The organism is Anaerocolumna sp. AGMB13020, assembly GCF_033100115.1.
Lineage (GTDB): Bacteria > Bacillota > Clostridia > Lachnospirales > Lachnospiraceae > Anaerocolumna.
The window spans coordinates 95,997-119,558 of the sequence record NZ_CP136910.1; the positions used below are offsets into that span (position 1 = coordinate 95,997).

The 23,562-nt window shown below is 38.6% G+C and carries 23 protein-coding genes; 21 read left to right on the forward strand and 2 right to left on the reverse strand.

Going from position 1 to position 23,562, the window contains the following annotated elements:
* Positions 1–6: 6 nt before the first annotated feature.
* Positions 7–756 carry a CpsB/CapC family capsule biosynthesis tyrosine phosphatase gene (locus R2R35_RS00475; protein ID WP_317732536.1) on the forward strand — a complete coding sequence of 250 codons (750 nt, stop codon included), beginning with the start codon at positions 7–9 and terminating at the stop codon, positions 754–756.
* Here the strand turns inward: R2R35_RS00475 and lexA are convergent.
* Complete coding sequence (lexA, locus tag R2R35_RS00480; RefSeq protein ID WP_317732537.1) at positions 753–1,367, reverse strand: transcriptional repressor LexA; 615 nt, start codon at positions 1,365–1,367, stop codon at positions 753–755. The two genes, R2R35_RS00475 and lexA, sit on opposite strands and share 4 nt — an antisense overlap.
* A 314-nt stretch (positions 1,368–1,681) precedes the next feature.
* Between lexA and yneA the strand changes: the two genes are divergently transcribed.
* The 3 genes from yneA (at position 1,682) to R2R35_RS00495 (ending at position 4,430) form a co-directional block, all read left to right on the forward strand.
* Positions 1,682–2,044, forward strand: coding sequence for a cell division suppressor protein YneA (yneA, locus tag R2R35_RS00485; protein WP_317732538.1), 363 nt, complete (start codon positions 1,682–1,684; stop codon positions 2,042–2,044).
* 201 nt (positions 2,045–2,245) lie between these two features.
* Positions 2,246–3,565, forward strand: a complete 1,320-nt coding sequence (locus R2R35_RS00490; RefSeq protein ID WP_317732539.1) for a nucleotide sugar dehydrogenase — start codon at positions 2,246–2,248, stop codon at positions 3,563–3,565.
* The gene (locus tag R2R35_RS00495) at positions 3,516–4,430 is read left to right on the forward strand and encodes an NAD-dependent epimerase/dehydratase family protein (RefSeq protein WP_317732540.1); all 915 of its coding nucleotides are present in this window, start codon (positions 3,516–3,518) and stop codon (positions 4,428–4,430) included. Before R2R35_RS00490 ends, R2R35_RS00495 begins: the two co-directional genes overlap by 50 nt.
* Before the next feature lie 128 nt (positions 4,431–4,558).
* Here R2R35_RS00495 and R2R35_RS00500 read toward each other — a convergent pair whose 3' ends face one another.
* Complete coding sequence (locus R2R35_RS00500; protein ID WP_317732541.1) at positions 4,559–4,891, reverse strand: hypothetical protein; 333 nt, start codon at positions 4,889–4,891, stop codon at positions 4,559–4,561.
* Between the two features lie 195 nt (positions 4,892–5,086).
* Between R2R35_RS00500 and R2R35_RS00505 the strand changes: the two genes are divergently transcribed.
* The 17 genes from R2R35_RS00505 to wecB all read left to right on the forward strand — a co-directional run bounded on the left by R2R35_RS00505 (position 5,087) and on the right by wecB (position 23,525).
* Positions 5,087–6,202: a UDP-N-acetylglucosamine 4,6-dehydratase family protein gene (locus R2R35_RS00505; protein WP_317732542.1), complete on the forward strand. Its 1,116-nt coding sequence runs from the start codon at positions 5,087–5,089 to the stop codon at positions 6,200–6,202.
* A 69-nt stretch (positions 6,203–6,271) separates the two neighbouring features.
* Complete coding sequence (locus tag R2R35_RS00510) at positions 6,272–6,949, forward strand: PIG-L deacetylase family protein (protein ID WP_317732543.1); 678 nt, start codon at positions 6,272–6,274, stop codon at positions 6,947–6,949.
* A gap of 81 nt (positions 6,950–7,030) precedes the next feature.
* Positions 7,031–7,630 carry a sugar transferase gene (locus tag R2R35_RS00515; RefSeq protein WP_317732544.1) on the forward strand — a complete coding sequence of 200 codons (600 nt, stop codon included), beginning with the start codon at positions 7,031–7,033 and terminating at the stop codon, positions 7,628–7,630.
* 35 nt (positions 7,631–7,665) lie between these two features.
* Positions 7,666–8,349: a WbqC family protein gene (locus R2R35_RS00520; protein WP_317732545.1), complete on the forward strand. Its 684-nt coding sequence runs from the start codon at positions 7,666–7,668 to the stop codon at positions 8,347–8,349.
* Positions 8,346–9,461 carry a glycosyltransferase family 4 protein gene (locus tag R2R35_RS00525; protein WP_317732546.1) on the forward strand — a complete coding sequence of 372 codons (1,116 nt, stop codon included), beginning with the start codon at positions 8,346–8,348 and terminating at the stop codon, positions 9,459–9,461. Before R2R35_RS00520 ends, R2R35_RS00525 begins: the two co-directional genes overlap by 4 nt.
* A gap of 62 nt (positions 9,462–9,523) precedes the next feature.
* Complete coding sequence (locus tag R2R35_RS00530) at positions 9,524–10,885, forward strand: phenylacetate--CoA ligase family protein (RefSeq protein ID WP_317732547.1); 1,362 nt, start codon at positions 9,524–9,526, stop codon at positions 10,883–10,885.
* Positions 10,886–10,910: 25 nt separating this feature from the next.
* Complete coding sequence (locus R2R35_RS00535; RefSeq protein WP_317732548.1) at positions 10,911–11,891, forward strand: glycosyltransferase family 2 protein; 981 nt, start codon at positions 10,911–10,913, stop codon at positions 11,889–11,891.
* Positions 11,892–11,917: 26 nt separating this feature from the next.
* Positions 11,918–13,225, forward strand: coding sequence for a hypothetical protein (locus tag R2R35_RS00540; RefSeq protein WP_317732549.1), 1,308 nt, complete (start codon positions 11,918–11,920; stop codon positions 13,223–13,225).
* 51 nt (positions 13,226–13,276) lie between these two features.
* Positions 13,277–14,413 carry a polysaccharide biosynthesis C-terminal domain-containing protein gene (locus R2R35_RS00545; RefSeq protein ID WP_317732550.1) on the forward strand — a complete coding sequence of 379 codons (1,137 nt, stop codon included), beginning with the start codon at positions 13,277–13,279 and terminating at the stop codon, positions 14,411–14,413.
* 77 nt (positions 14,414–14,490) lie between these two features.
* Complete coding sequence (locus R2R35_RS00550; RefSeq protein ID WP_317732551.1) at positions 14,491–15,510, forward strand: polysaccharide biosynthesis protein; 1,020 nt, start codon at positions 14,491–14,493, stop codon at positions 15,508–15,510.
* A gap of 111 nt (positions 15,511–15,621) precedes the next feature.
* On the forward strand, positions 15,622–16,398 hold the full coding sequence (locus R2R35_RS00555; RefSeq protein WP_317732552.1) for an NAD-dependent epimerase/dehydratase family protein: 777 nt from the start codon (positions 15,622–15,624) through the stop codon (positions 16,396–16,398).
* Positions 16,379–17,653, forward strand: a complete 1,275-nt coding sequence (locus tag R2R35_RS00560; RefSeq protein ID WP_317732553.1) for a glycosyltransferase — start codon at positions 16,379–16,381, stop codon at positions 17,651–17,653. The genes R2R35_RS00555 and R2R35_RS00560 overlap by 20 nt, the downstream gene beginning before the upstream one ends.
* A 99-nt stretch (positions 17,654–17,752) precedes the next feature.
* Positions 17,753–18,823, forward strand: coding sequence for an EpsG family protein (locus R2R35_RS00565; protein WP_317732554.1), 1,071 nt, complete (start codon positions 17,753–17,755; stop codon positions 18,821–18,823).
* A 35-nt stretch (positions 18,824–18,858) separates the two neighbouring features.
* A complete protein-coding gene (locus R2R35_RS00570) occupies positions 18,859–19,872 on the forward strand; it encodes a hypothetical protein (RefSeq protein ID WP_317732555.1) in 1,014 nt (337 codons plus the stop codon).
* Between the two features lie 49 nt (positions 19,873–19,921).
* Positions 19,922–21,448: an oligosaccharide flippase family protein gene (locus tag R2R35_RS00575; protein WP_317732556.1), complete on the forward strand. Its 1,527-nt coding sequence runs from the start codon at positions 19,922–19,924 to the stop codon at positions 21,446–21,448.
* Between the two features lie 35 nt (positions 21,449–21,483).
* Positions 21,484–22,371, forward strand: a complete 888-nt coding sequence (locus R2R35_RS00580) for a glycosyltransferase family 2 protein (RefSeq protein WP_317732557.1) — start codon at positions 21,484–21,486, stop codon at positions 22,369–22,371.
* 20 nt (positions 22,372–22,391) lie between these two features.
* Positions 22,392–23,525, forward strand: coding sequence for a non-hydrolyzing UDP-N-acetylglucosamine 2-epimerase (wecB, locus tag R2R35_RS00585; protein ID WP_317732558.1), 1,134 nt, complete (start codon positions 22,392–22,394; stop codon positions 23,523–23,525).
* Positions 23,526–23,562: the final 37 nt, after the last annotated feature.

A 23,562-nucleotide genomic window follows, 5' to 3' on the forward strand; every position in this document is an offset into this window, starting at 1 on the left:
GTAATAATGATTGATATGCACACACATATACTGCCTGGTATAGATGATGGAGCCACTACCCAGGAAGAAGCTATAATGCTGACTGAATATCTGCATAGGCAGCAAGTTACACAAGCTGTCTGCACACCGCATTTTTATCCCATGGAAGGAACCATGGAGAATTTTCTGCTTAACCGCACGAAAGCTATGGAAGCTGTAAATCACAGTAAGATACATTTAATAGCTGGAAGTGAAACCTATCTGCATCGGTATTTGTTCCATTACACGGATTTAAAACCATTATGTATAGAGAATACAAACTATCTTCTGTTAGAATTCCCTGATATGAAGGCTTGGAATATGGAGTACATGAAGGATCTTGACGAAATAATCGGATATTATAATATCAATCCTATAATTGCTCATATAGACCGTTACAGGCCGCTTATGAGAAGTAAGAAGCTTTTAAAAGAACTAAAGCAGAAAGGATGCCTGCTGCAGCTAAATGTTTCTGCCTTATCAAATTCTGCTACAAAGAGGAGAGCATTAAAACTAATTGAAGAGGAATATGTAGATTTATTAGGAAGTGACTGCCATAATTTATCCTACAGGCCTCCTAATATTAAGGAGGCCCAGAAAATTATCTTTCATAAATTAGGCGAGGATACCTGGGATAAATTAATGATTAATGCGAAGAATGTAATTGAACCCAAAACCATGATGGAGACACCAAAAATTCTAGAATCCGTTACGGTGATTGAGCCAATAAAAGTTTAGAACATGCGGAAGAGGCCGATAACCTTACCAAGAATCTCTAAATCCTTCAGAATAATAGGTTCCATGGTATCATTTTCTGGCTGAAGGCGATAATAATCTTTTTCTTTATAGAAGGTCTTTACAGTAACGGAGTCTTCAATTAAAGCTACCACGAAGTCTCCGTTCACTGCGTGAGACTGCTTCTGGACAAGAATCTGGTCACCGTCGAAAATTCCGGCATTTATCATGCTTTCACCTTTCACTTTAAGCATAAAGGTTTCTTCGTTAGGCATATATTCGGTTGGTATAGGGAAATAACTTTCAATATTCTCTACCGCAAGTATAGGCTGTCCGGCTGTTATTGTTCCTACGATTGGTACGCTGACCATCTCTCTTTTTGCCAGATTAAAAGTGTCATCCGTAATTTCAATGGCTCTTGGTTTTGATGGGTCTCGTCTTATGTAACCATTCTTCTCCAGAGTCTCAAGATGGGAATGAACGGAGGAAGTGGACTTTAACTTAACAGCTTCACATATCTCCCTAACGGCAGGCGGATAACCCTTAGATAAAGTCTGGCTTTTTAAATATTCCAGAATCTCTCTTTGTTTAGGACTGATTTTACCATAACTCATTATATTTCCTCCATTAAAAGCTTGCATTCTTATATTCTATTTGTATGAAAAATTCTTATACTTTCATTGTCATCATTATAACACGATTTTTCTGGAAATGCAAAACTTATGTTCGCTTTTATGTAAAAATTGCTAGAAAATTAAAAAAATACCGTTGACAAACAAATGTTCTGGTATTATAATCAGGATAACAAAACAAATGTTCGCAACATATGTTCGTTCTGGCGCTCGGTAAAAGATAAGACAGGCCCACGATAGATGGGGTACCTACTCATTCTTAATTTTTAAGATAAGTATAACAGGAGGATTATATTATGAACCAGATGTCATTATCCTTATTAAACGTTCCGTTTTTCATGCTTTATAACCACATTAAGCGTAAGAAACATTACCTTGTATTGTATGGATTCTGTATAGCTATTATACTGGTAATATCAATTCTTCTGATATCAACAAATGTAAATGCTGAGAAGCTGCAGACCTCAACGAAACATATAATAAGCATCCAGATAGAGAAAGGTGATACTTTATGGAGTATCGCAAGTCAATACATAACGGATGATTACAGTGATATGAATGAATACATCAAAGAGATAAAGAAGACAAATGGCCTTACCACGGACACTATTCACGAAGGTAAGTATCTTGTAATACCTTACTATGCACAAGGGGAATAGGTTTATATGAACCCATGAACCGTCTTGTTCCTTCAAAATACACCACTTTAAGAACTGCCGCAAGAAGTTGTCTAAGATAATTTATATCTAAGACAAAGAGCTTGCGGCAGTTTCTTTTTGTGGCAAAAACCCGCTTTTGTCATACTATTGAAATAGGGAATAACCCTTTTATAATAAATTATGGATAGAGAGGTATTGGTTATGAGTTTGGCTCAAGATTTATCCGAAAGAAAAGAAAGCCTGGCCGTCATAGGATTGGGTTATGTAGGTATGCCCCTGGCCTTGGCTTTCTCGAAAACATATAATGTGATCGGATTTGACATTAGTACTGAGGTTATCAATAAGTATAAAAATGGAATAGATCCTACAAAAGAAGTGGGAAATAAAGCCATCCAGGAAGCTAACATAGAATTTACTTACGATGAAGAGAAGCTAAAGGAAGCTAAATTTCATATTATCGCTGTACCTACGCCAGTTAACATCCACAAGACACCAGATCTTGAACCTGTTGAGGCTGCCAGCGAAATAGTCGGGAGGAACCTAAAAAGGGGCTCTATTATTGTATATGAATCCACGGTGTACCCAGGTGTAACGGAAGAAGTGTGCGTACCAATATTGAACAGAGCATCCGGACTGATTTGTGGCAAAGATTTTACAGTGGGATATTCACCAGAACGAATCAATCCTGGAGATAAGGTTCATCGTCTTGAAAATATCAGAAAAATTGTCTCAGGAATGGATGAAGAAACCTTACAGGAGGTTGCAGCAGTATATGAAGAAATTATTGAAGCCGGTGTTGTAAGAGTAAGCAGTATTAAGGTAGCTGAAGCAGCTAAAGTGGTTGAGAACAGTCAGAGAGATATCAATATCGCTTTTATGAACGAACTGGCAATGGTATTTGACCGTATGCAGATAGATACGAAGGAAGTAATTGAAGCAATGAGCAGTAAATGGAATGCATTGAACTTTTATCCGGGGCTTGTTGGAGGACATTGTATCGGTGTGGATCCTTATTATTTTATATATGAGGCTGAGCGGTTAGGTTATCATTCACAGATTATTCTATCCGGCAGAAAAATAAATGACGGTATGGGCGAATTTGTGGCAGATAATATTATAAAGAAGCTGATACTTACAAATAAACCGGTTAAGAACAGTAAGGTTGTAATTTTAGGTATTACCTTTAAGGAAAATTGTCCGGATATCAGAAATACGAAAGTATTGGATATAATCGATAAACTTAGAGAATATGGCTTAGATCCCATTATTACGGATCCCCTGGCAGATAAGGCAGAGACGAAACGTCATTATAATATTGAGCTTGTTGACCGGCAGGATATCAAGGAAGCAGATTGTCTGGTATTTGCTGTGGCACATGACGAGTATTTAAGTTTAACAGAAAATGAAATAAAAGAGATGTATACGGCTGGAAGAGCAGATGAAAAAGTATTAATCGATGTAAAAGGAATACTTGATAAGAATAAATGGATATCTGAAGGCTATCACTTTTGGAGACTTTAAAATGTCAGGGGATAAGATATTAATAATCGGTAAAAACGGTTTTATAGGCAGTTCCTTGGCTGAATGGCTAAGAAGAAATAATTATGCAGTCACAAGTGTTTCTGCCAGAAATGAAGAGTGGAGAACAGTTAATCTCTCCGAGTATAAAACTATCATCAATGCTTCTGGAATCGCTCATAGAAAAGAAGAAAAAACAAACAGCAGTATATACTACAAGGTAAACAGAGATCAGGTGCTTGAGTCAGCGGAGAAAGCAAAAGCAAAGGGAGTCAGTCAGTATATTTATATCAGCAGTATGAATGTTTATGGAGATACCGGAAAAGCAGTTAACAGAAATACCTCCATTAACCCTGACAGTATCTATGGCAAGAGTAAACGGGCAGGAGAAGATGCTATCTTGGCGTTAGAGGATAAGAGCTTTCGGATAGCAATTATAAGACCTCCCGTTGTGTATGGATATGGCTGCAAAGGAAATATACGAATCCTTTTGAAAGCCGCAAAATACCTTTTTATTTTTCCTTGTTATCCCAATCGTAGAAGCATGGTTGACATAATAAATTTATGTGAACTAATTCGAATAATTATAGATAAAAATGACAGAGGAATATATCATCCTCAAAACAAAGATTATATTTCAACCTGGAAAATGCTTCAGACCATTGCTTTCTATAATGGGAAAAAAATCCATCCTATAAAAGTTTTTAATCCTCTCATTACTTTTCTGATACCAAAGATCGGAATTATCAGAAAGATTTTTGGTGATGACTGCTATGAAAGAGAATTATCAGATTATGCGAGCTTTGATTACTGTATCAGAGACTATGAGGAATCAATTAAAGAAATGGTTAAGAAAGAAAATTCCTGAAAGACATTCCTAAATATTAGTAACATCAGAGAGTTACTTTATGTATATAGTTACAAGCATCTGTAGATTGAGCGATATCTTATATTTAGATAAAAAAAACAGGCCCATGCGGACCTGTTTTTTTCTATTTAGGTATCTCGGCGAAGTCTGCAAAGCAGCCATCCACAAAAACCAGCGATAACACCCAGGATAGCACCCACTATAAGGGCGAGAAGGATATATCTTCTTGTAAACTGCAAGCAGTCAAAGGATGCATTTAAAATTGTAAAAGTCGTAATGTCCTTGAAAATAAACAGTCCAAAAATATTTATCCAATAGATAAATAAACTGAAAATCAGGGATGTGTAAATGCTGCTGGTTTTATGACAGAAAGCGATTAGTCTGAAAATCCTGTCGGCGAAAATACCGGGTACAATAATGATCAAAAACATCGTAAAAATATCCAAACCTATAAATGGCATTTAAATTCCAGCTCCTCTCTAAACTTTGATTCATTGGGTAAAAAATCTACCATGTAGTTTCCTAATATCTTATGCGTTTGTAATCCAAATGTTACTTAAATCGACAGATATTATAGCATCAGTATGGTTCATTTTGTCACAATGGAATTCATAAAGAATATATTATTATTAGTAAGGGTAAAGGGGGTGATCCGGTTGAAGGGTTATGTGACAGGAGTAGGTAATAAACCATTCTCCATTACAAGTGAATTACTGGGACGAAAACCGGTTTACTTTGCAGAAGAGATAGAAGAAAATTACCTTAAAGGTAAGGTGATTCTTGTAACAGGTGGTGGCGGGACTATAGGTTCGGAGGTCTGCCGGCAGGTTGCTAAGAGTAAACCCAAACAACTTATCATATTAGATAATTACGAGAATACAACATATGAACTGCAGCAGGAACTAAGCAGTATGATGAAAGGTTTGGACCTGAAGGTAGAGATAGCCTCCGTTCAGGATACCGCTTCCATTGATCATATCTTCAATAAGTATCATCCTCAAATGGTATTCCATGCAGCCGCCCATAAACATGTTCCGTTAATGGAAGATTGTCCGGCAGAGGCTATAAAAAACAATATCTTTGGAACCTATAATGTTGTGATGGCTGCAAGAACATATAAAACAGAGAAATTCGTATTGATTTCTACGGACAAAGCAGTTAATCCCACTAATATCATGGGAGCCAGTAAAAGATTCTGTGAAATGATACTCCAGAGTATGAAATTCTGTAAAGAAACCAGATTTGCAGCTGTGAGATTCGGCAATGTTCTGGGTTCAAACGGTTCCGTCATTCCTTTGTTTCAGACACAAATAGCCAGAGGTGGTCCGGTTACCGTAACAGATAAAAAGGTTACACGTTATTTTATGACGGTGGAGGAAGCGGCATCCCTGGTGTTAAAAGCAGGGGAAATGGCCAGCAGTTCAGAAATTTATATCTTGGATATGGGATGTCCGATCAGTATCTTAAAATTAGCAGAAGATCTGATAAAACTTAATGGTTACATTCCTTATAGTGATATCGAGATAGTTGAAACCGGTTTAAGACCAGGAGAAAAGTTGTACGAAGAGATTTTGACAAATAGAGATGAACTCATTGCAACCGTTAATCATAAGATATTTATTGAAAAACAAGAAGAGATAGGGCTGCCCTGTATACTAAATTCCATGAAGCTGTTAAAGGAATCCATTGAGTCGGATTCAGCAGAAGTAATCAGAGAAACCTTAAAGAATATTGTACCAACCTTTAAAGACCCTGAGACAATTAACGGATGATGGAAAGTAATACAGTTAAAGCTATGCCAGTAATAAGAAAAAGTAGCCCAAGGCAGGAGCCAAACAGATATGAACTATTTATTTGTTGTTGCACATCCTGACGATGAAGTGCTGGGAGCAGGTGCTTTCATTCATAAAATTACTGCAGAGGGTAACAGAGCAGAAGTCTGCATACTATGCGGTGAAGCTGGTGCGAGAAAAAATCGTCCCGGAATAAAGAAACTTTATAAGGATACCGTAAATTGCTGCCGTATTCTTGGAGTTCATAAAGTCTATCTTGGTAAGTTTCCCAATATAGAATTCAACACGGTTCCTCATCTAAAACTTGTAAGCTTCATTGAAGAAATATTGACAGTGACACAGGCTGACGTGGTGTTTACTCATCATCCGGCTGATGTGAATAATGACCATCATCATACCTCAATTGCCTGCCAGGCGGCAGTAAGGTTGTTCCAGAGAAAAGAAAATATTAAACCGATTAAGGAATTGCTATATATGGAGATTCCTTCCTCAACCGAATGGAATCTAAATCCAACACTTCCTAACTTCACACCCAATGTGTATGTGGAGGTTAAAGAAGAGGGTATCGATACAAAAATCAAGGCATTATCCCAATATGAAGGAGTTATGCGTCCATACCCCCACCCTCGCAGTGAAACAGCAATAAAAGGGTTAGCAGCATATCGTGGCAGCCAGGCAGGGGTTTTCCTGGCAGAATCCTTTGAATGTGTTTTTCGAAGATTATAAGAAAGCTTTATAACCGTTTGAGGAAATGACTTAAAGCATAAACAGGCAGTTAGCAGCAGACGGGAGGTATTACTAGTTGTTATGACAGGCATCTATGAACGATATATGAAACAAAAGATTGAGAAGTCAGTAAGTGCAGTGTTTTTGATTCTTTTCTGTCCTTTGCTTCTTATAATAGCAGTCAGTATTAAGCTAGAAGATGGAGGAAAAGTTATCTTCACCCAATATAGACTTGGTAAAGATAAAAAACCGTTTAAAATATATAAATTCAGAACAATGAAAGAAAATCATGAAAATCCTGATACAAGAGCATACCAGGGAGATACCAGGATAACACGTATCGGCAGAATACTTAGAAAAACCAGTTTGGATGAACTGCCTCAACTCTTTAACATCTTAAAAGGAGATATGGCAATCGTTGGCCCCAGACCCATTCTGGAAGAGGAAGCACAATTCATAATAGAAGGTTATTCCTATGAGAAGAGATTTTCTGTACTTCCTGGACTATTTTGCTCCATTGATATGAAATACCGGGCAGCAGCAGACAGGGAAAAGCAATTTAGAATGGATGTTGCTTATGTTGAAAATATCACATTTCGAAGTGACCTTATTATAGTTACAAAGACAGCATTAACAGTGCTTAAAGGAAGTAATGTATATGCTGACCCAAAGGACAGATAACTTATGGTCCTTTTCGGCAGCGGAAAGAGGTAAGCATGAGAATCGCTATCCATCAGCCGGATTATATTCCCTATCTGGGTCATTTTTATAAGATATCCAAAGCTGATTTGTTTGTTTATCTGGATGATGTTCAGTTTTCCAATAATAATATGCATCATAGAAATGATATTAAGACTCCACAGGGAAGAAAAAGGCTGACGATTCCTTTAGATTATCATTTCAAGGATACCATTAACAAAGTACGTACAAAAGATGAACTCGGCTGGAAAGAAAAGCATTTAGCACTTATAACTGCCAATTATCAACACTGTAAGTATTATAATGATATCTTTCCTATGATAAAAGAACTGCTGCTTGCCAAATATGAAAGCCTTGCTGATATGAATATAACAATAAACCGTTTTATACTGGCAGGCTTCGGACTAAGGACTGCTATCGTAAAGTCGTCGGAATTAAATATTGATACCGTAAAAGAGGAGCGGATACTGGATATCTGTTCATTGCTCCATGCAAACGAATATTATTCAGGGCTTGGCGCAAGGAGTTATCAAAAGAGTGAGAATTTTGAGAAAAAAGGTATTACTCTGACCTATACGGATTATAAGTCCTTCCCTTATCCGCAGCCATGGGGTGACTTTATAGAGAACCTTTCGGTATTGGATTTTTTGTTTTCCTGCGGTTTTGATTGGAACAGAGTGCTGGAGGAGAGGAAAAAATGAAGATTATCGTCGCAGCCAGCTTTGGACCCTCCCTGACAAATTTCAGAGGAGATTTTATTAAGGAAATGGTTCATGCAGGCAATGAAGTGACCTGTGTTTCCATTGAGAGTACGGAGGAAATGAAATCCCAGGTATCGAAATTAGGTTCAGCTTATGTATCGACAGGAGGCAGCAGAACAGGCACTGGTTTTATAGAGAACCTTAAGCTTTTCTGGAGATATCTAACGATTATCCATAAATTAAAACCGGATATTTGCTTTTTGTATATGGCTAAACCTATTGTATTCGGAGGGCTAGCTTCGATCTTCCTAAGAGTCAAAAAGATATATCCGTTTGTAACTGGACTTGAAACAGCCTTTTATGGTAAAGGAATAAATAATTTACTTATTCGAAGAATATTGTGCTGCTTCTACCGGATTATCTTTCATTTCAGTAAGAGCTGTTTCTTTATGAATCAGGATGACTATGAAAAAATGATATCCATGAAATTAATAAAAAGAGGCAAAGGTGTTTTGGTCAATGGTTCAGGTGTTAATATGAATTATTTTTCAAAGCTTCCCCTGCCGGAGAAGGCCTGTATTCTAATGACTGCCAGACTGGTAGAGGGTAAAGGCATCAGAGAATACTTTATGGCAGCTTTTCAGTTAAAAAAGAAATATAAAGATATCGAATTTCTGCTGGTTGGCGGTCTGGATGAACATAAAGAGGCAATCAGTGAGGAAGAGCTTAAGCGCCTTCTATCAGATGGTGCGGTTACTTATTGCGGTTATGCGGAAGATGTAAGGCCTTATCTTAACCGTTGTTCCATATTTGTGTTACCATCCTATCACGAGGGTAACGGTAAGAGTATTGTTGAAGCAATGGCAGCCGGAAGGCCAATCGTTACAACCGACGTTCCAGGCTGCAGAGAAACGGTGGTCGATGGGTATAATGGGTTTTTGGTTAAAGCCAGAGACAGTGAGGCACTTGCAAAGGGATTAGAGCTTCTGATTGAAAACGAAAAACTACGAGAAGTTATGGGAGAATGTTCCTATCGATTATGTAAGGAGAAGTTCGAAGTAGAACACATTAATAAAATACTGCTTACAGAGATGGGGCTGCAAAAAGAATAATGTATGATAACAACAACTAGTACTGTCCCAAGGCAGTACTAGATTTATAGAAGGAGGGAGCTATGAAAAGAGTCATTTTGGGTTTATATTACAGCCTCCCGGTGTTTCTTCAGAATGCAGCTGTCAGCCTGTATGGCCTTGTTCTTTATTTCAGCAGGTATTCAGGCGACTATAAGAAATATCGTAAGCTTTTTGTAAGCCGTAAACATCAAAACATAAGAGAGGAAAAGCATATACAGAACAAGAGATTTCTGAAGCTGCTGTCTTATGCTGTTGAGAATAGTCCCTTTTACAAAGAGTTCTACAAGGAAATCCCGTTAAAGGAGATCCAATCAGTGGAGGATATCCATAAGCTGCCGATTCTCAGTAAGGATATGTTACGAGATAATATTGAGTGTATCTATACCATACCTATGTACAAAAGCTTAACCTTTCATACCGGTGGGACTACGGGTATTCCAGTAAAGGTTAGAAAGAGAAAGCAGGATGTTCAGCAGAGGATGGCTTATTTGGATGCTTATAAACAAAGCTTTGGTTTCACCAGCAATAAAATGAGAGCAGCACGATTTACAGGAAGAAAGATCGTAGAGGATAAACCGGTAAAACCAGTATTTTGGAGAAATAATTATACCTTAAGGCAAAGGCTTTATTCCACCTATCATCTTTCGGAAGAGAACCTTTTATTTTATGTAAAGGATTTGAATCGTTACAAACCCCAATCCATTGAAGGTTTTGTTTCTGCAATATATACTGTTGCCAAATTCATGGAAGAGAAGGGCTTAAAGCCTGAATTTACACCAAAGGCTGTCTTTACAACCTCAGAAACCGTACTTCCTTATCACAGGGAAACCATAGAAAAAGTATTTGGCTGTCCTTTAACCGATCAATATGCCTCCAATGAAGGAGCTCCATTTATTATACAATGTCCCTTTGGAGCATACCATGAAGCAATCGATACTGGAATCTTTGAACACATTCCGGCGAAGGAGGGTACAAGAATTCTGGTTACGGGTTTTGATACCTTTGGCACACCTTTAATACGGTATGACATCGGAGATGTGATTCGTGAGGGAGGTGAAAAATGTTCCTGCGGCAGTGTTCATCCGGTCATAAAGAGAATCGAAGGAAGAGAGGCAGATTTCATTACCACTAAAGGAGGAACTTTCAGCCAGGTGCAATTATCCTATCTCGTAAGCAGCCTGCATACACATATAAAGCAGATGCAGTTTAAGCTTAAGAGAGACGGTTCACTTATCATCCTGTGTCAGCCGGTAAGAAGCAGGCTAAACAGGAAAGACATGGGAATAGTGGAAAAGAATATAAAAGAATTTCTTGGGCAGGAAACGGAGTTTACCTTAGAATTAACTGACAATATCAACAGGACTGCAAGCGGAAAATACAGGCTTATCCTAAGGGAAGAATAAAATTAACAAGTAAAAAGGAGGTTATATGGAAGAAAAGGTATTGGTAAGTGTCATCATACCGGTTTATCAAGCTGAAAAATACCTTATGCGCTGTGTGCAAAGTGTAAGAGAACAAACCTATAAAAATCTAGAAATCTTATTAATAGACGACGGCTCCACAGACAAAAGCCCTATTATTTGTGAGAATATGGCATTACTGGACAAGAGAATAACAACAGTACATCAGAAAAACGGTGGAATATCAGCTGCCAGAAACAAAGGACTAAAACTTGCGAAGGGTACGTATATCACTTTTTTGGATAGTGATGATTTTCTTCATCACCAATTTATTAAATATCTGCTATGGTTGTGCCTGAAACAGAAAGCACAGATAGCAGAAGCCAGAATGGCTACCGGGTCGGCTTCTGATTTTCATGATGTTAAGGTGAAGGGGGATATGCACGTCTATGACAGGAAACAGGCTATATTAAGCAGAAAAATGAAGTCAGGAGTTGCTGGTAAGCTTTATCATAGGGGACTTTTTACGGAGCTTGAGTTTCCGGTCAGTGATCATTTTAATTACGAGGACGAGGCTCTTGTTTATCAACTGACCTATCGTTGTAAACGAGTGGTCTATTCTGAGAAACCCCTTTATTATTGCTATCAGAACCAGCAGAGTGTAACCCGGAATAGTAATCCTTATAAATCTACGGATTTCTATGGAGTACTTACGGACAGGATTCAGTTCTTTATGGAAATCGACAAGGAATTATTAGACCACTCATATGAGTATTTCTGTATTAATCTTATACGGTTCTATATTATCTGTAAAAGCGATTCCAACAATAAGAATGATATGGTTGCCCTTCTTAAGCTGTACGAGAAGATGTACTTTAAAGCTTTGTACAGCAGTGTCACTCCTTTAACCTACAAGCTGATGTTTACGTTCTTTTACCTTTCCCCGGAGCTTAGTGCACGAATTGCCAATCTGATTTTGCTACCGGTAAAAAAGAGATTTAAGAGGTGACTTTTTATGGAAGGGAGGTGGTTGCCATGAATTTATTACTTTTAACAGAAGAAGCCTGGAATGATAACATGTATCCCAATAATGTACTGACTAATTGGTTTGGTAATTATACGGATAATCTTGCAAACATCTACCTGGCTTCCGGTTCACCATATAATTCCTGTTGCAGTCAATATTTACAATTAACGGATAAAATGGCTGTAACAAGCAGAATCATGAAAAAGAACATGGGTAAGTGGTTTATCAGCTATACTTTTTCAGAAAAGGAGAAAAAAGCTGGTGCTGTTGTAAACGGAAATAGCAACGGTAAGAGATTACGGTATTCTAAGTATCTGAAAGCGGCAGCAGGGGGACCAGTCAGATTACTGAGGGATTTTGCCTGGTTGCACAGCAAATGGGAGGGAACTCTTCTTACTGATTTTCTGGCAGCTTATAAACCGGATGTTATTTTCAGTCTGCGATTTTACTCAAGACGGATGCTTTATATGGAGAAGCTGCTTCATGAGATGACAGGAGCTCCAGTAGTCGTATTTACAGGAGATGACGAATACTCCTTAAAGCAGCTTAATCTGTCACCCTTTTATTGGGGAAGAAAGCTGCTGTTTCGCCAGGAATTAAGAAGAAATGCCATGTTTTATGAAAAATTCTATACCCTTTCCTTAGCTCAATCCAGGAAAATAGCAGAAGAACTGGGTGTTGCCAGTGAAGTACTTTATAAAGGCGGAGAGTTTCCAGAAAAATTTGAACCTAAAATTGTTGCCAGTCCGGTTAAGATTGTATATGCCGGAAGGCTGTACTGTAACCGTGACAAAACACTAATGGAAATAGCAAAGGCTTTATCAGAAATAAATAGAGACGAAATAAAGATGATTCTTCACATATATACGAAAGATTGTTTTAACAAGAAGCAATCCAGATTACTGGAGGAGAACAGTGCCGTATCTCTTAAAGGATTTGTTAGTGCAGACAAATTAAAGGAAGTATTTAAAGAAGCTGATATTGCACTTCATGCAGAAAGCTTTGATATCAGATACCGTTGGCTTTTAAGGTATTCCTTTTCTACCAAAATTGTTGACTGCCTTGGCTCCACCTGTGCCGTTCTTGCGGTAGGACATAGTGAAAATGAGGGCATAAGGTATTTAAGAAGGAACCGCGGAGCAATCTGTATAAAAAGAAAAAGAGAAATTTACCCGGTGTTGTCACAAATAGCATGCCATCCCGATAGAATAGCATTATATCAGAAAAAGGCCTGGGAGCTTGGCATAAAAGCACATCGAATCGATGATGTACGAAATAAGCTTAATTCAGCGCTTATTTCCATTGCAAAAAAGTAAAGCATAATTGCTTGAGGCTTCCGTTTACAGGCTGTAAGAAAGGCATGATTTATGAAGATTCTGGTGACTGGGCACAGTGGGTTTTTAGGGCGCAATCTGATAGAGGCTCTTAAATCCTCTGGGCAGGAACAACATAAGATTTATACCTATGATAAATCAGATTCACTGGATAAGTTAGAGGAGTATGCCAAGGACTGTGATTTTGTATTTCATCTTGCTGCTGTCCATCGGCCGGACAGAAAAGAAGAGTTTCTGGAAGTGAATCTTGAATTTTTTCAGACCTTGTTAACCTATCTCCAGAAATATCATAATCCCTGCCCGGTACTCTATACTTCCTCCATTCAGGCAACACAGGATACAGAGTATGCCAGGAGCAAACGCCTGGCAGAAGAAGCCCTGGTAACACATGGACGTCAAAACAACAGCAGGACTATAATCTACCGTCTTACCAATACCTTCGGAAAGTGGGCAAAACCCTGTGCTCATTCTGTAGTTGCTACCTTTTGTTATCTGGTGGCAAGAGATCAGGAAATCACAATTCAAAATCCGGATACGGTGATGAATTTTTACTATATTGATGATGTGATAACTTCTTTTCTCAGACATCTGGAGGAAGAAATACCTCCCGGGTCTGACGGTTATTATCGTTTAGAAGAAGACCTCCTTTATCGAATTACCATAAAGGAACTTGCAGAAATTATAACCAGTTTTCGTTTACAGAGGCAAGGACAATATTTGCCGGATGTAGGTGACAGCCTGATTAAGAGATTGTACAGTACTTATTTAAGTTATCTGCCCCTTAAGGAGCTTGCAGTACCTTTGCAAGTGCATTCCGATAGCAGAGGAAGCTTTATGGAAATCTTTAAGACGGACAATCGGGGGCAATTTTCCTTAAACATTACCAAACCCGGAATCAAGAAAGGAGAGCATTACCACAACACGAAATGTGAGAGATTCCTAGTTCTCTCCGGCAAAGCAAAGATACAGCTTCGCAGAACAGATTCCGAAGAAATCACAGAGTATTACCTGACAGGAGAAGAACCAAGGTTCCTGGAGATTCCTCCGGGTATTACCCATAATCTCATTAATGTTGGAGATACAGACCTTTATACACTTATTTGGGCAAATGAAGTATTTGAACCATTAAAAGCGGATACTTATTTTTGCCCCGTTCTTGGTTCCATATAGAGAGTAAGTGATAACTCATTACAGTAATCTTATGACCGAAAGATATTGAGTTCAGCAGAAATAGAAGGGAGAGGCCTATGTTTGCAGATAAAGTACTGCTGATTACCGGAGGAACCGGTTCTTTTGGTAATGCAGTCCTGGACCGTTTCTTAGATAGCGACATCGGTGAAATCAGGATATTTTCAAGAGATGAAAAGAAACAGGACGATATGAGGCATCAATACCATTCACCTAAAATCAAGTATTATATTGGAGATGTCAGATCACCCGGTACCTTAAAGGAAGCCTTTTTCGGAGTGGATTATGTCTTTCACAGTGCCGCGCTTAAACAGGTGCCATCCTGTGAATTCTTTCCCATGGAGGCAGTTAAAACAAATATTATAGGTACGGATAATGTTCTGAATGCAGCAATAGAAGCCGGTGTGAAGAAGGTGATCTGCCTTTCTACAGACAAAGCGGCTTATCCCATAAATGCTATGGGCACCTCAAAGGCTATGATGGAGAAGGTAATGGTTGCAAAGGCCAGAATGCTGTCAGAAGATAGAATTCAGATCTGCGGTACGCGTTATGGAAACGTAGCTTGTTCCAGAGGATCAGTAATTCCTCTGTTTGTAGAGCAGATTAAGGCCGGGGAACCCCTCACGGTTACTGAGCCGGAAATGACAAGATTTATTATGACATTGGAAGAAGCCGTGGAACTGGTGGTCTTTGCTTTTGAATATGGACGCAGCGGAGATATTCTGGTACAAAAGGCACCTGCCTGTACCGTAAAGACACTTGCTTTGGCATTATGCGAATTGTTTTCCTACAAAGAAGGAATTAAAATTATCGGCATGCGTCATGGGGAAAAAATGTATGAAACACTTCTAACCAGAGAAGAGAGCCGTTTCGCCAAGGATATGGGAAATTATTACTGTATCCCTCCGGACAACAGAGATTTAAATTATGACAGTTATATGACCCGGGGAATGAAGAAGAAAAGAGTGAAGGAATTTAATTCGGATAATGCGAATCAATTAGGGGTTAAGGAAATGCAGGAAAAATTGTTAACAATACCTTATATCCAGAAGGAACTTTCAAAATACAAAGAAGTTTAAAGGATATTTGCTTTGCTGAAGGAATAGAATGGTAGAAAGTATGGTTAGGGCGTGTTTGAAAACTCATTGTACCCTTTTGAGTTTCCAAATACACCCTTATGAAGGACAGCTATGAAGGTTCTCGTAACAGGAGCAGGAGGTTTTCTTGGCAGGCATTTAGTATCCGCCCTGCAAGAGTTAAAAGAGGTGATATTGTTAGAATGCTATCATAACACCGAGGAAGCTACATTTAGACGTTATCTTTCCGATTGCGATTTTATCTATCATCTAGCAGGGGTGAATCGCCCAATGAAGGAAGAAGAATTTATAGAGGGAAATATAGAATTCACCAAAATGATTACAGAGTATTTAAAGAAATGTAAAAAAAACTGTCCGGTGCTGTATACCTCCTCCGTTCATGCACAAAGCGGTACACCTTATGGTAGCAGTAAAAAAGCAGCTGAAGATCTGTTATTTGATTATGAGAACACTACAGGAGGACAGGTCTATATTTATCGCCTTCCAAATGTCTTTGGCTCCAATGCCAGACCGAATTACAATTCGGTAGTTGCTACCTTCTGCTATAATATCTCCCAGGGACTTCCTATAACCATTCATGACAGCAGTACCAGACTGAAGCTGTGTTACGTTGAAGATGTGGCAGAGGAGTTTCTTCAGTTGCTGAAACCGAAAGATTTCGTACAGCAGAAATATTATTCCATAACAAAGGAATACGAGATAAATCTGGGAGTGCTTGCCGAAACACTGTATTCCTTTTCAAAAGGCAGGAAGCTGGAGGAGTGTAAGACGGAGCTTGAAAAAAAGTTATATGCTACTTACAGCAGTTACAGCTGCCCAAAGCCTGTTACGAACACACATGGAGGTAAGGATGAGAGTTCTTGTGATTAATGAAGTTTACGGAATATTAAGTACCGGCAGAACGGTAAAGGAACTTAGTGAAGGTATAACCAGACTGGGGGATGAATGCTTCTTAGCAACCGCTTATGGTATGAAGAATAAAGAAGAAATCAGAAAAATGCGCAGAAAAGGGCATTATATTATTGGTTTTCTGGCAGACAGAAAGCTCCATGCCCTATGTTCAAGAATAACCGGGCTGCAAGGTTATTTCTCACATATACCAACGCTGGGGCTGATAAGATACATAAAGAAATTAAAACCGGAGATTGTCCAGCTTGAAAATGTACATGGGAATTATCTTAATTTGAATATGCTGCTAAAATTTTTAGGGAATGAAAATATACCGACAGTTTTATTATTACATGACTGTTGGTTCTATACCGGCCGGTGCACTCACTATACCGTCAATGGATGTTATCAGTGGAGGGAAGAGTGCAGGAAATGTCCCAACAACAGGAATACACCTCCCACCTGGTTTTTTGAACGCTGTAATAAAATGTGGAAGGATAAAAAGGAGTACATTCAAAGAATTAACAAACTTGCGGTTATCGGAGTATCAGACTGGATTACCAATCAGGCTAAATGCTCCTTTTTAAAAGATGCCTGCCTGATTAAGCGGATCTATAATTGGATTGACTTTGAAAATTTTAAACCAATGGATGCTGCGGATATCAGAAAGGATCTTCACTTAGAAGATAAGTTCATAATTTTGTCTGTGGCTTCCATATGGGATAATACAAAGGGGCTGAAAGGCTTTCTTAAACTTGCGGAAAAATTAGAGGAAGAAGCCCAAAAAAAAGGCGGAAATGCTGATTATAAGGAATGCGTATTTCTAATGGTGGGCAGTGTACCGGAGAATACGGAGGTACCCGATAATGTACGCCTTATTCCAAGAACCAACAGTCTAGTTAGTCTGGCAAGACTTTATAATGCTGCAGATGTATATATTTCCTTGTCGAAAGAAGAATCCTTTGGTAAGACCATAGCCGAAGCACTTGCCTGTGGTACACCAGTTATTACTTTTTCTGCTACTGCCTTACCCGAACTGGTAGGTAAGAACTGCGGATATCTTGTAGCGGATAATACACTGAGAAGCATTTATAAAGCCCTCAGTAAGATAAGGAGCAAAGATAAGGCTTTTTATTCGGAATCCTGTACAGACTATGCGAGAAGATATTTTTCAATGGAGGAAAATGTGAAGGAGTATCAAAAGGTTTACAAAAAGCTAATCACCAAAACACCTTGAAAAAGCAAAAATGAAAATCAAACTTATCATATTAAGACAGACACTATTTACTTTCCTGTACATATTCTAACAAAGGAGTGATAAACAGGGAGGTGCCTTATGCTTGTATATATTTTAGTGCTGTCGATGCTTGCTTTTTCAGCTTTGTTTACGCTCAGAAGACCGGTTTATGCAAAGGAGACGGCAACCGGTAAAAATGATACAGTTCTCTTTTTTTCCTGCTCCTTAATCTATCTTGTGATGATTTTAAAAGCATCTCTTACCGGTGATTATAGCAGATATGCAGATAATTTTTACGACTCGGTAAATAAGACGATTCAATTTTATTGGGAACGGAAGAATGATTCGGGTTTTTATATTTTTACGAAGCTTATAGGTGAAATAAACTACAGTTCTGTTTTTTACTTTGCTGTAACCTCGGCTGTTATTTGCATCAGCCTGTTTATTTTTATCAAACGATATGGTGATTATAAGAGATATGCCGTCTTTTTCTATCTTACCATCGGTCTCTTTGCCTTTACCCTTGCAGGTCTTCGACAAGCACTTGCAATGTCAATCTGTTTATTTGCTTATGAAGCTGCAAGAAAAAAAAAGCTGATTCCTTTTGTTCTACTTATCGCTGCAGCATATCCCTTTCATAAATCTGCGCTATTTTTTATACCTGCCTTTTTTATAGCACAGGTTCCCTGGAAAAAAAAATACCATTTGGCTGTTCTGGGAATTTACGGTGGAATTGCACTTTTTTTTACCAGGATTCATACAATAGTTGCTAACTGGCTGGGTTATGATTACAGTATAGAGCAAACAGGCAATGGCGGCATATTTTTATTGATATTGCTGCTGATTGGATTCCTTGGAATCATTTATCGAAAAGAGCTTTTTGAACGTTATGACGACAGTGTTTTTTTTCTGAATATGCATATGGCAGTAATTCTCATCTGGCTGTTACGAATGTTCACCAGAACAGTGGAAAGACCGGCACTGTACTATCTGTACGCAAGTATTATATTAATGGATCGAATCTTGTCTTTGAAGAGTGACAATGCAGATAAAGAAAATACAAGAAAATGTCTTGTTTTATTATCGGTAGTTTTCTTTGGGCTATTGTTTATTTACAGAACCTTAAGGGATGGCAATCTTGTGCCATATATATGGATTTTTGATAGGTAATCAAATATTTAATGGTGGTGTCTGGAGGGGTATAATTGAAAGAATCAAAAATTGATATTGCTGTATTAATGATATTCTTTGCACGACCTGCTAACTTTGAAAGGGTCTTTGAAGTGGTAAAAGAAGCCAGACCGTCGAAGCTGTACCTGTACCAGGACGGTCCAAGAAAAGGAAGAGCAGATGATCTCTCCGGCATCATTAAATGCAGGGCAATAGCCTTTGATATTGATTGGAACTGTGAAATACATACGTATTTTCAAAGTGAGAATATGGGCTGTGATCCTTCGGAATATATAGCTCAGAAGTGGATGTTCCAAACCGAGGAATATGGAATCGTATTAGAGGATGACGATGTTCCGTCCTTAAGTTTCTTCCCTTTCTGCAAGGAACTGCTGATAAAGTATAAGGATGATGAGAGAATAAACATGATCTGCGGTATGAATAATACCGGTGTCTGTGAATATACCCCGTATGATTATCTGTTTACAACCTCCGGTTCCATCTGCGGCTGGGCTTCCTGGAAAAGGGTGGTCGACACCTGGGATGGAGAGTATTCCATTTTAAAAGACCCATATAATCTATTGCAATTAAAGAGTTATGTGGATACCTTCACCGATGGAAGCGGACTGATTAAGAATATGAAACTGCACCGTAATTCGGGGATACCTCATTATGAGTCCATATTAGGTTCCAGCATGCATTTAAATCACAGACTGAATATTGTACCTTCCAAAAACATGATTTCCAATATTGGTATATCTGCGGATGCCACCCATTCGGTTGCAGACATTAGAATGATACCTGGTGGAATCCGAAGAATATTTTATATGGAAACCTATGAACTTGAATTTCCTGTAAAACATCCTCCTTATGTATTGGAGGATTATGAATTTCTAAACCGTATCGACAGAATCATGGGCAGAGGTCATCCTCTCATTCGGCTGTATCGCAAGTTCTTAAGTATCATCCTTCGTTTAAAATACAAGGATTACAAAGGATTAAAACAAAGCTTTCTCAGTAAGTTTAAAAGAAAACCTAAACTGAAATAAGAAATTATTTCTTGAATCTTATAAAGCATCAGAAAGCGGTGAGTATGGCATGATTATGATAAATGAAGCGGAAAGTACCAGACAGATCAAGGCTGGTGCAATTCTAGGTTATCTCACCATTGGAGTTAATCTTCTGGCAGGATTAATCTATACACCCTGGATAATACGGAATCTGGGACAGGATAATTACGGCCTTTACACCTTGTCCGTATCCATAATCAGTATATTGGTAATGGACTTTGGTCTTGGAGCTGCTGTTACCCGTTTTCTCTCATTATATAATTCCAAAAATGATCAGGAGGCAATTAATAATCTTCTGGGTATTATTTATAAACTGTTTATTTTTCTGGATTTTATCATTCTGCTGGTGCTGGCAGCTGCCTATTTTAACATAGGCAGTATCTACAAGGAACTCTCCTCCGCAGAGATTGAGAAACTGAAAGTAATCTTTATCATATCCTCCTGTTACAGTTTACTGTCTTTTCCTTTTGGAACCTTAAACGGTATCTTAACCTCCTTTGAGAAATTCATTCCTTTAAAAATAAGCGAGCTGGTAGCCAAAATACTTAATATGGGACTGATTTTTGGAGCTCTGCAGATGGGGTATGGTCTGAATATTTTAGTGATTGCCAATGCGGTTACGGGCGGAATAAGTATTTTGTTAAAACTGGTGTTTGTAAAGAAATACACCTCAATCAAAGTAAACTTTCGATATAAAGCAAAGAAAATAACCCGGGAGATTTTTCAGTTTTCCATATGGACGACAGTTATTTCCATTGCACAGAGATTCATCTACAATATTATCCCAAGTATTCTTGGCATATACAGCGGTTCTGTCAGCATCTCAGTCTTTGGTGCTTCAGCCACCATTGAAGGAATGGTTTACACCTTTGCTACAGCTATTAACGGCTTATTTCTGCCCAAGGTATCAAGAATCCTGAATGAGGAAAACAGAGAAGAGTATCTGCTGAATCTTATGGTAAAGGTGGGAAGAATTCAGCTCGTTCTCATTGGAATGATCTTTACCGGCTTTCTGGCTGTTGGCAGGGATTTTATAAACTTCTGGCTGGGAAGCGGATTTCGTAATGCTTATATTTGTATTCTCCTTCTGGTATTGCCCAGTGTAATTGAACTCCCTCAACACATTGCGGCTTTGACAGTTACAGCCTCCGGGATGGTAAAGATGCAGTCCATCGTTTATACCATAATGGCTGGTATTAACATTCTTTTTTCCATGCTGTTGACCAGTGAATATCAGGAGATCGGTGCAGCTGTCTCTGTATGTATTGCCTACCTCTTTCGCACCGCAGCAATGAATGTGGTTTATCATAAAAAGCTTAAAATAAATATCCCTGTATTTTTTCGAGAATGTTTTGGGCGATTATGCCTTCCCTTAGTAATTTCATTGGCAGCAGCTATTTTTATTGCTTTTTTACCAGGTGGTAAAATTATGCTGTTTCTGGCCAAAGGTGCAGCCATGGTAGTTATCTATCTGGGGGTGTTCTGGTTCTGCGGACTTAATACCTATGAAAAGGGATTGGTCTTCTCCGTATTTAAAAAGAGTTTAAAAAAATAAAAGTCCAGATGCTTCGCTATTGAAAGGATTGTATTATGAAAACCAGATTAGCAGTTATTATTCTGCATTACAAGAATTATACAGAAACCATAGACTGCATCCACAGTGCGCTTAAGCAAAATGGTTCCGGTTATGAAATTGTGGTAGTGGATAACGGTTCCGGGGATAATTCCCTTAAAAAGCTTAAGGAAGTATTTGCAGGGGCTGCACATATTACCTTTAAAAGGCTAAAACAAAACACAGGTTTTGCACGTGGAAACAATGCCGGTATCCGTTATGCAAGAACTTATCTGGGGGCTGAAAACTGTTTTGTGTGTAATAGCGATATTGTGTTTGAGGAGAATCTCTTTGAGGAATTATTAGCTGCTGCAGTTAAGGGAGTCGGTGTCATATCACCGGCTGTTTATGATAGAGAGTATCATAAACAGCCAATCTCTGTTAATACCAGGAATCCTTATATCTCAATGCTTTTCAGCTTTCTGTATCTTTATTACCAAAGTGTTATTGACAGGGTGAAAGAAAGATTATATAAATTATTACCCTTTCTGCCGGTTTTGCTTTCTGGCTTAAACGACTCCCCTAAACCTTCTGAGCCTTTGGCGGAAACTGAAACGAAAAAGAAGGCCTATTGTATACAGGGCTGTGCCTTTTTGCTGACCAAGGAATTCTTCAGTCATTATGATAAACTATATCCAAACACCTTTCTTTACTGTGAAGAACTGAACTTGGCTGTCTACCTGAAAAAGGCAGGGATTAAAGGAATTATTGCGGATACCTCCCCGGTAATTCATAAGGGAGGCCAATCGACTTATAGTCAGAATAACAGGGAAAGAATTCTGATTCGAAGAAAATATGCGAAGAAGAGTCTTTTAAAATCGCTGCCCTTACTCCTTTTACCTTACACTGGAATAAGAAGAATATAGCCTATGGAGGATATCCGATTATGAAACGGTTGAAATTAATGACAATTTTAGGAACCAGACCTGAAATTATTAGACTTTCACAAATCATAAAGAAAAGTGACAGCTATTTCGATCATATCCTGGTTCATACGGGACAGAACTGGGACTATGCTCTGAATCAGATATTCTTTGAAGATCTAACTTTAAGGTCACCGGATGTATATCTGGATGCAGTGGGAGATAATCTTGGCAGCACGATAGGAAATATTATCTCCAAAAGCTATGAGCTGATGCTGACAGAAAAACCGGAGGCCCTTTTGATTCTTGGGGATACAAACTCAGCTCTTTCAGCAATTGCAGCAAAAAGATTAAAGATCCCAGTTTTTCATATGGAGGCCGGAAACCGATGCTATGATGAGAATCTGCCGGAAGAAATCAACCGGCGGATTGTAGACCATATTGCGGATGTGAATCTTTGTTACAGCGAACAGTCAAGGAGATATCTTTATGGGGAAGGCATACCAAAGGACAGGTGTTTTGTAACCGGCTCCCCAATGGCAGAAGTATTATCAGCAAACCGCTTAAAAATTGAGAATTCAAAGATATGTGAGAAGCTGGGGTTATCCGAACAGCAGTATATTGTCCTGTCAGCCCACAGAGAAGAGAACATTGATAATGAGAAAAATTTCTTTGAACTTATGAAATCAGTTAACGTACTTGCTGAGACCTATAACATACCTGTAATCTATTCCACTCATCCAAGGTCTGCAGGCTTTATCGAGAAGCGGCAGTTTCATTTTCATCCCAAGGTAAGATCTTTAAAACCCTTTTCCTTTTCAGACTATAATAATCTGCAATACCATTCCTTCTGTACGGTTTCCGACAGCGGCACTTTACCGGAGGAAGCGGCCTATTTCAAGTCATTTCCTGCCGTTTGTATCAGAACCTCGACAGAAAGGCCGGAAGCCTTGGAAAAGGGAGCCTTTATACTGGGTTCCATCTCTTCGGAAGAGGTATTACAGGCCGTAGATCTTGCGGTCACCATGACAGACAGAGGGGAAAAGATTAGTCCGGTACCTGATTATACGGATGAAAATGTGAGCACGAAGGTGATAAAGATTATACAGAGTTATACCGGGATTATTAACCGTATGGTCTGGAGGAAGGATTCATAAGACAAAAAGAGTATTATTTCTGTTGTAACTTGTAATA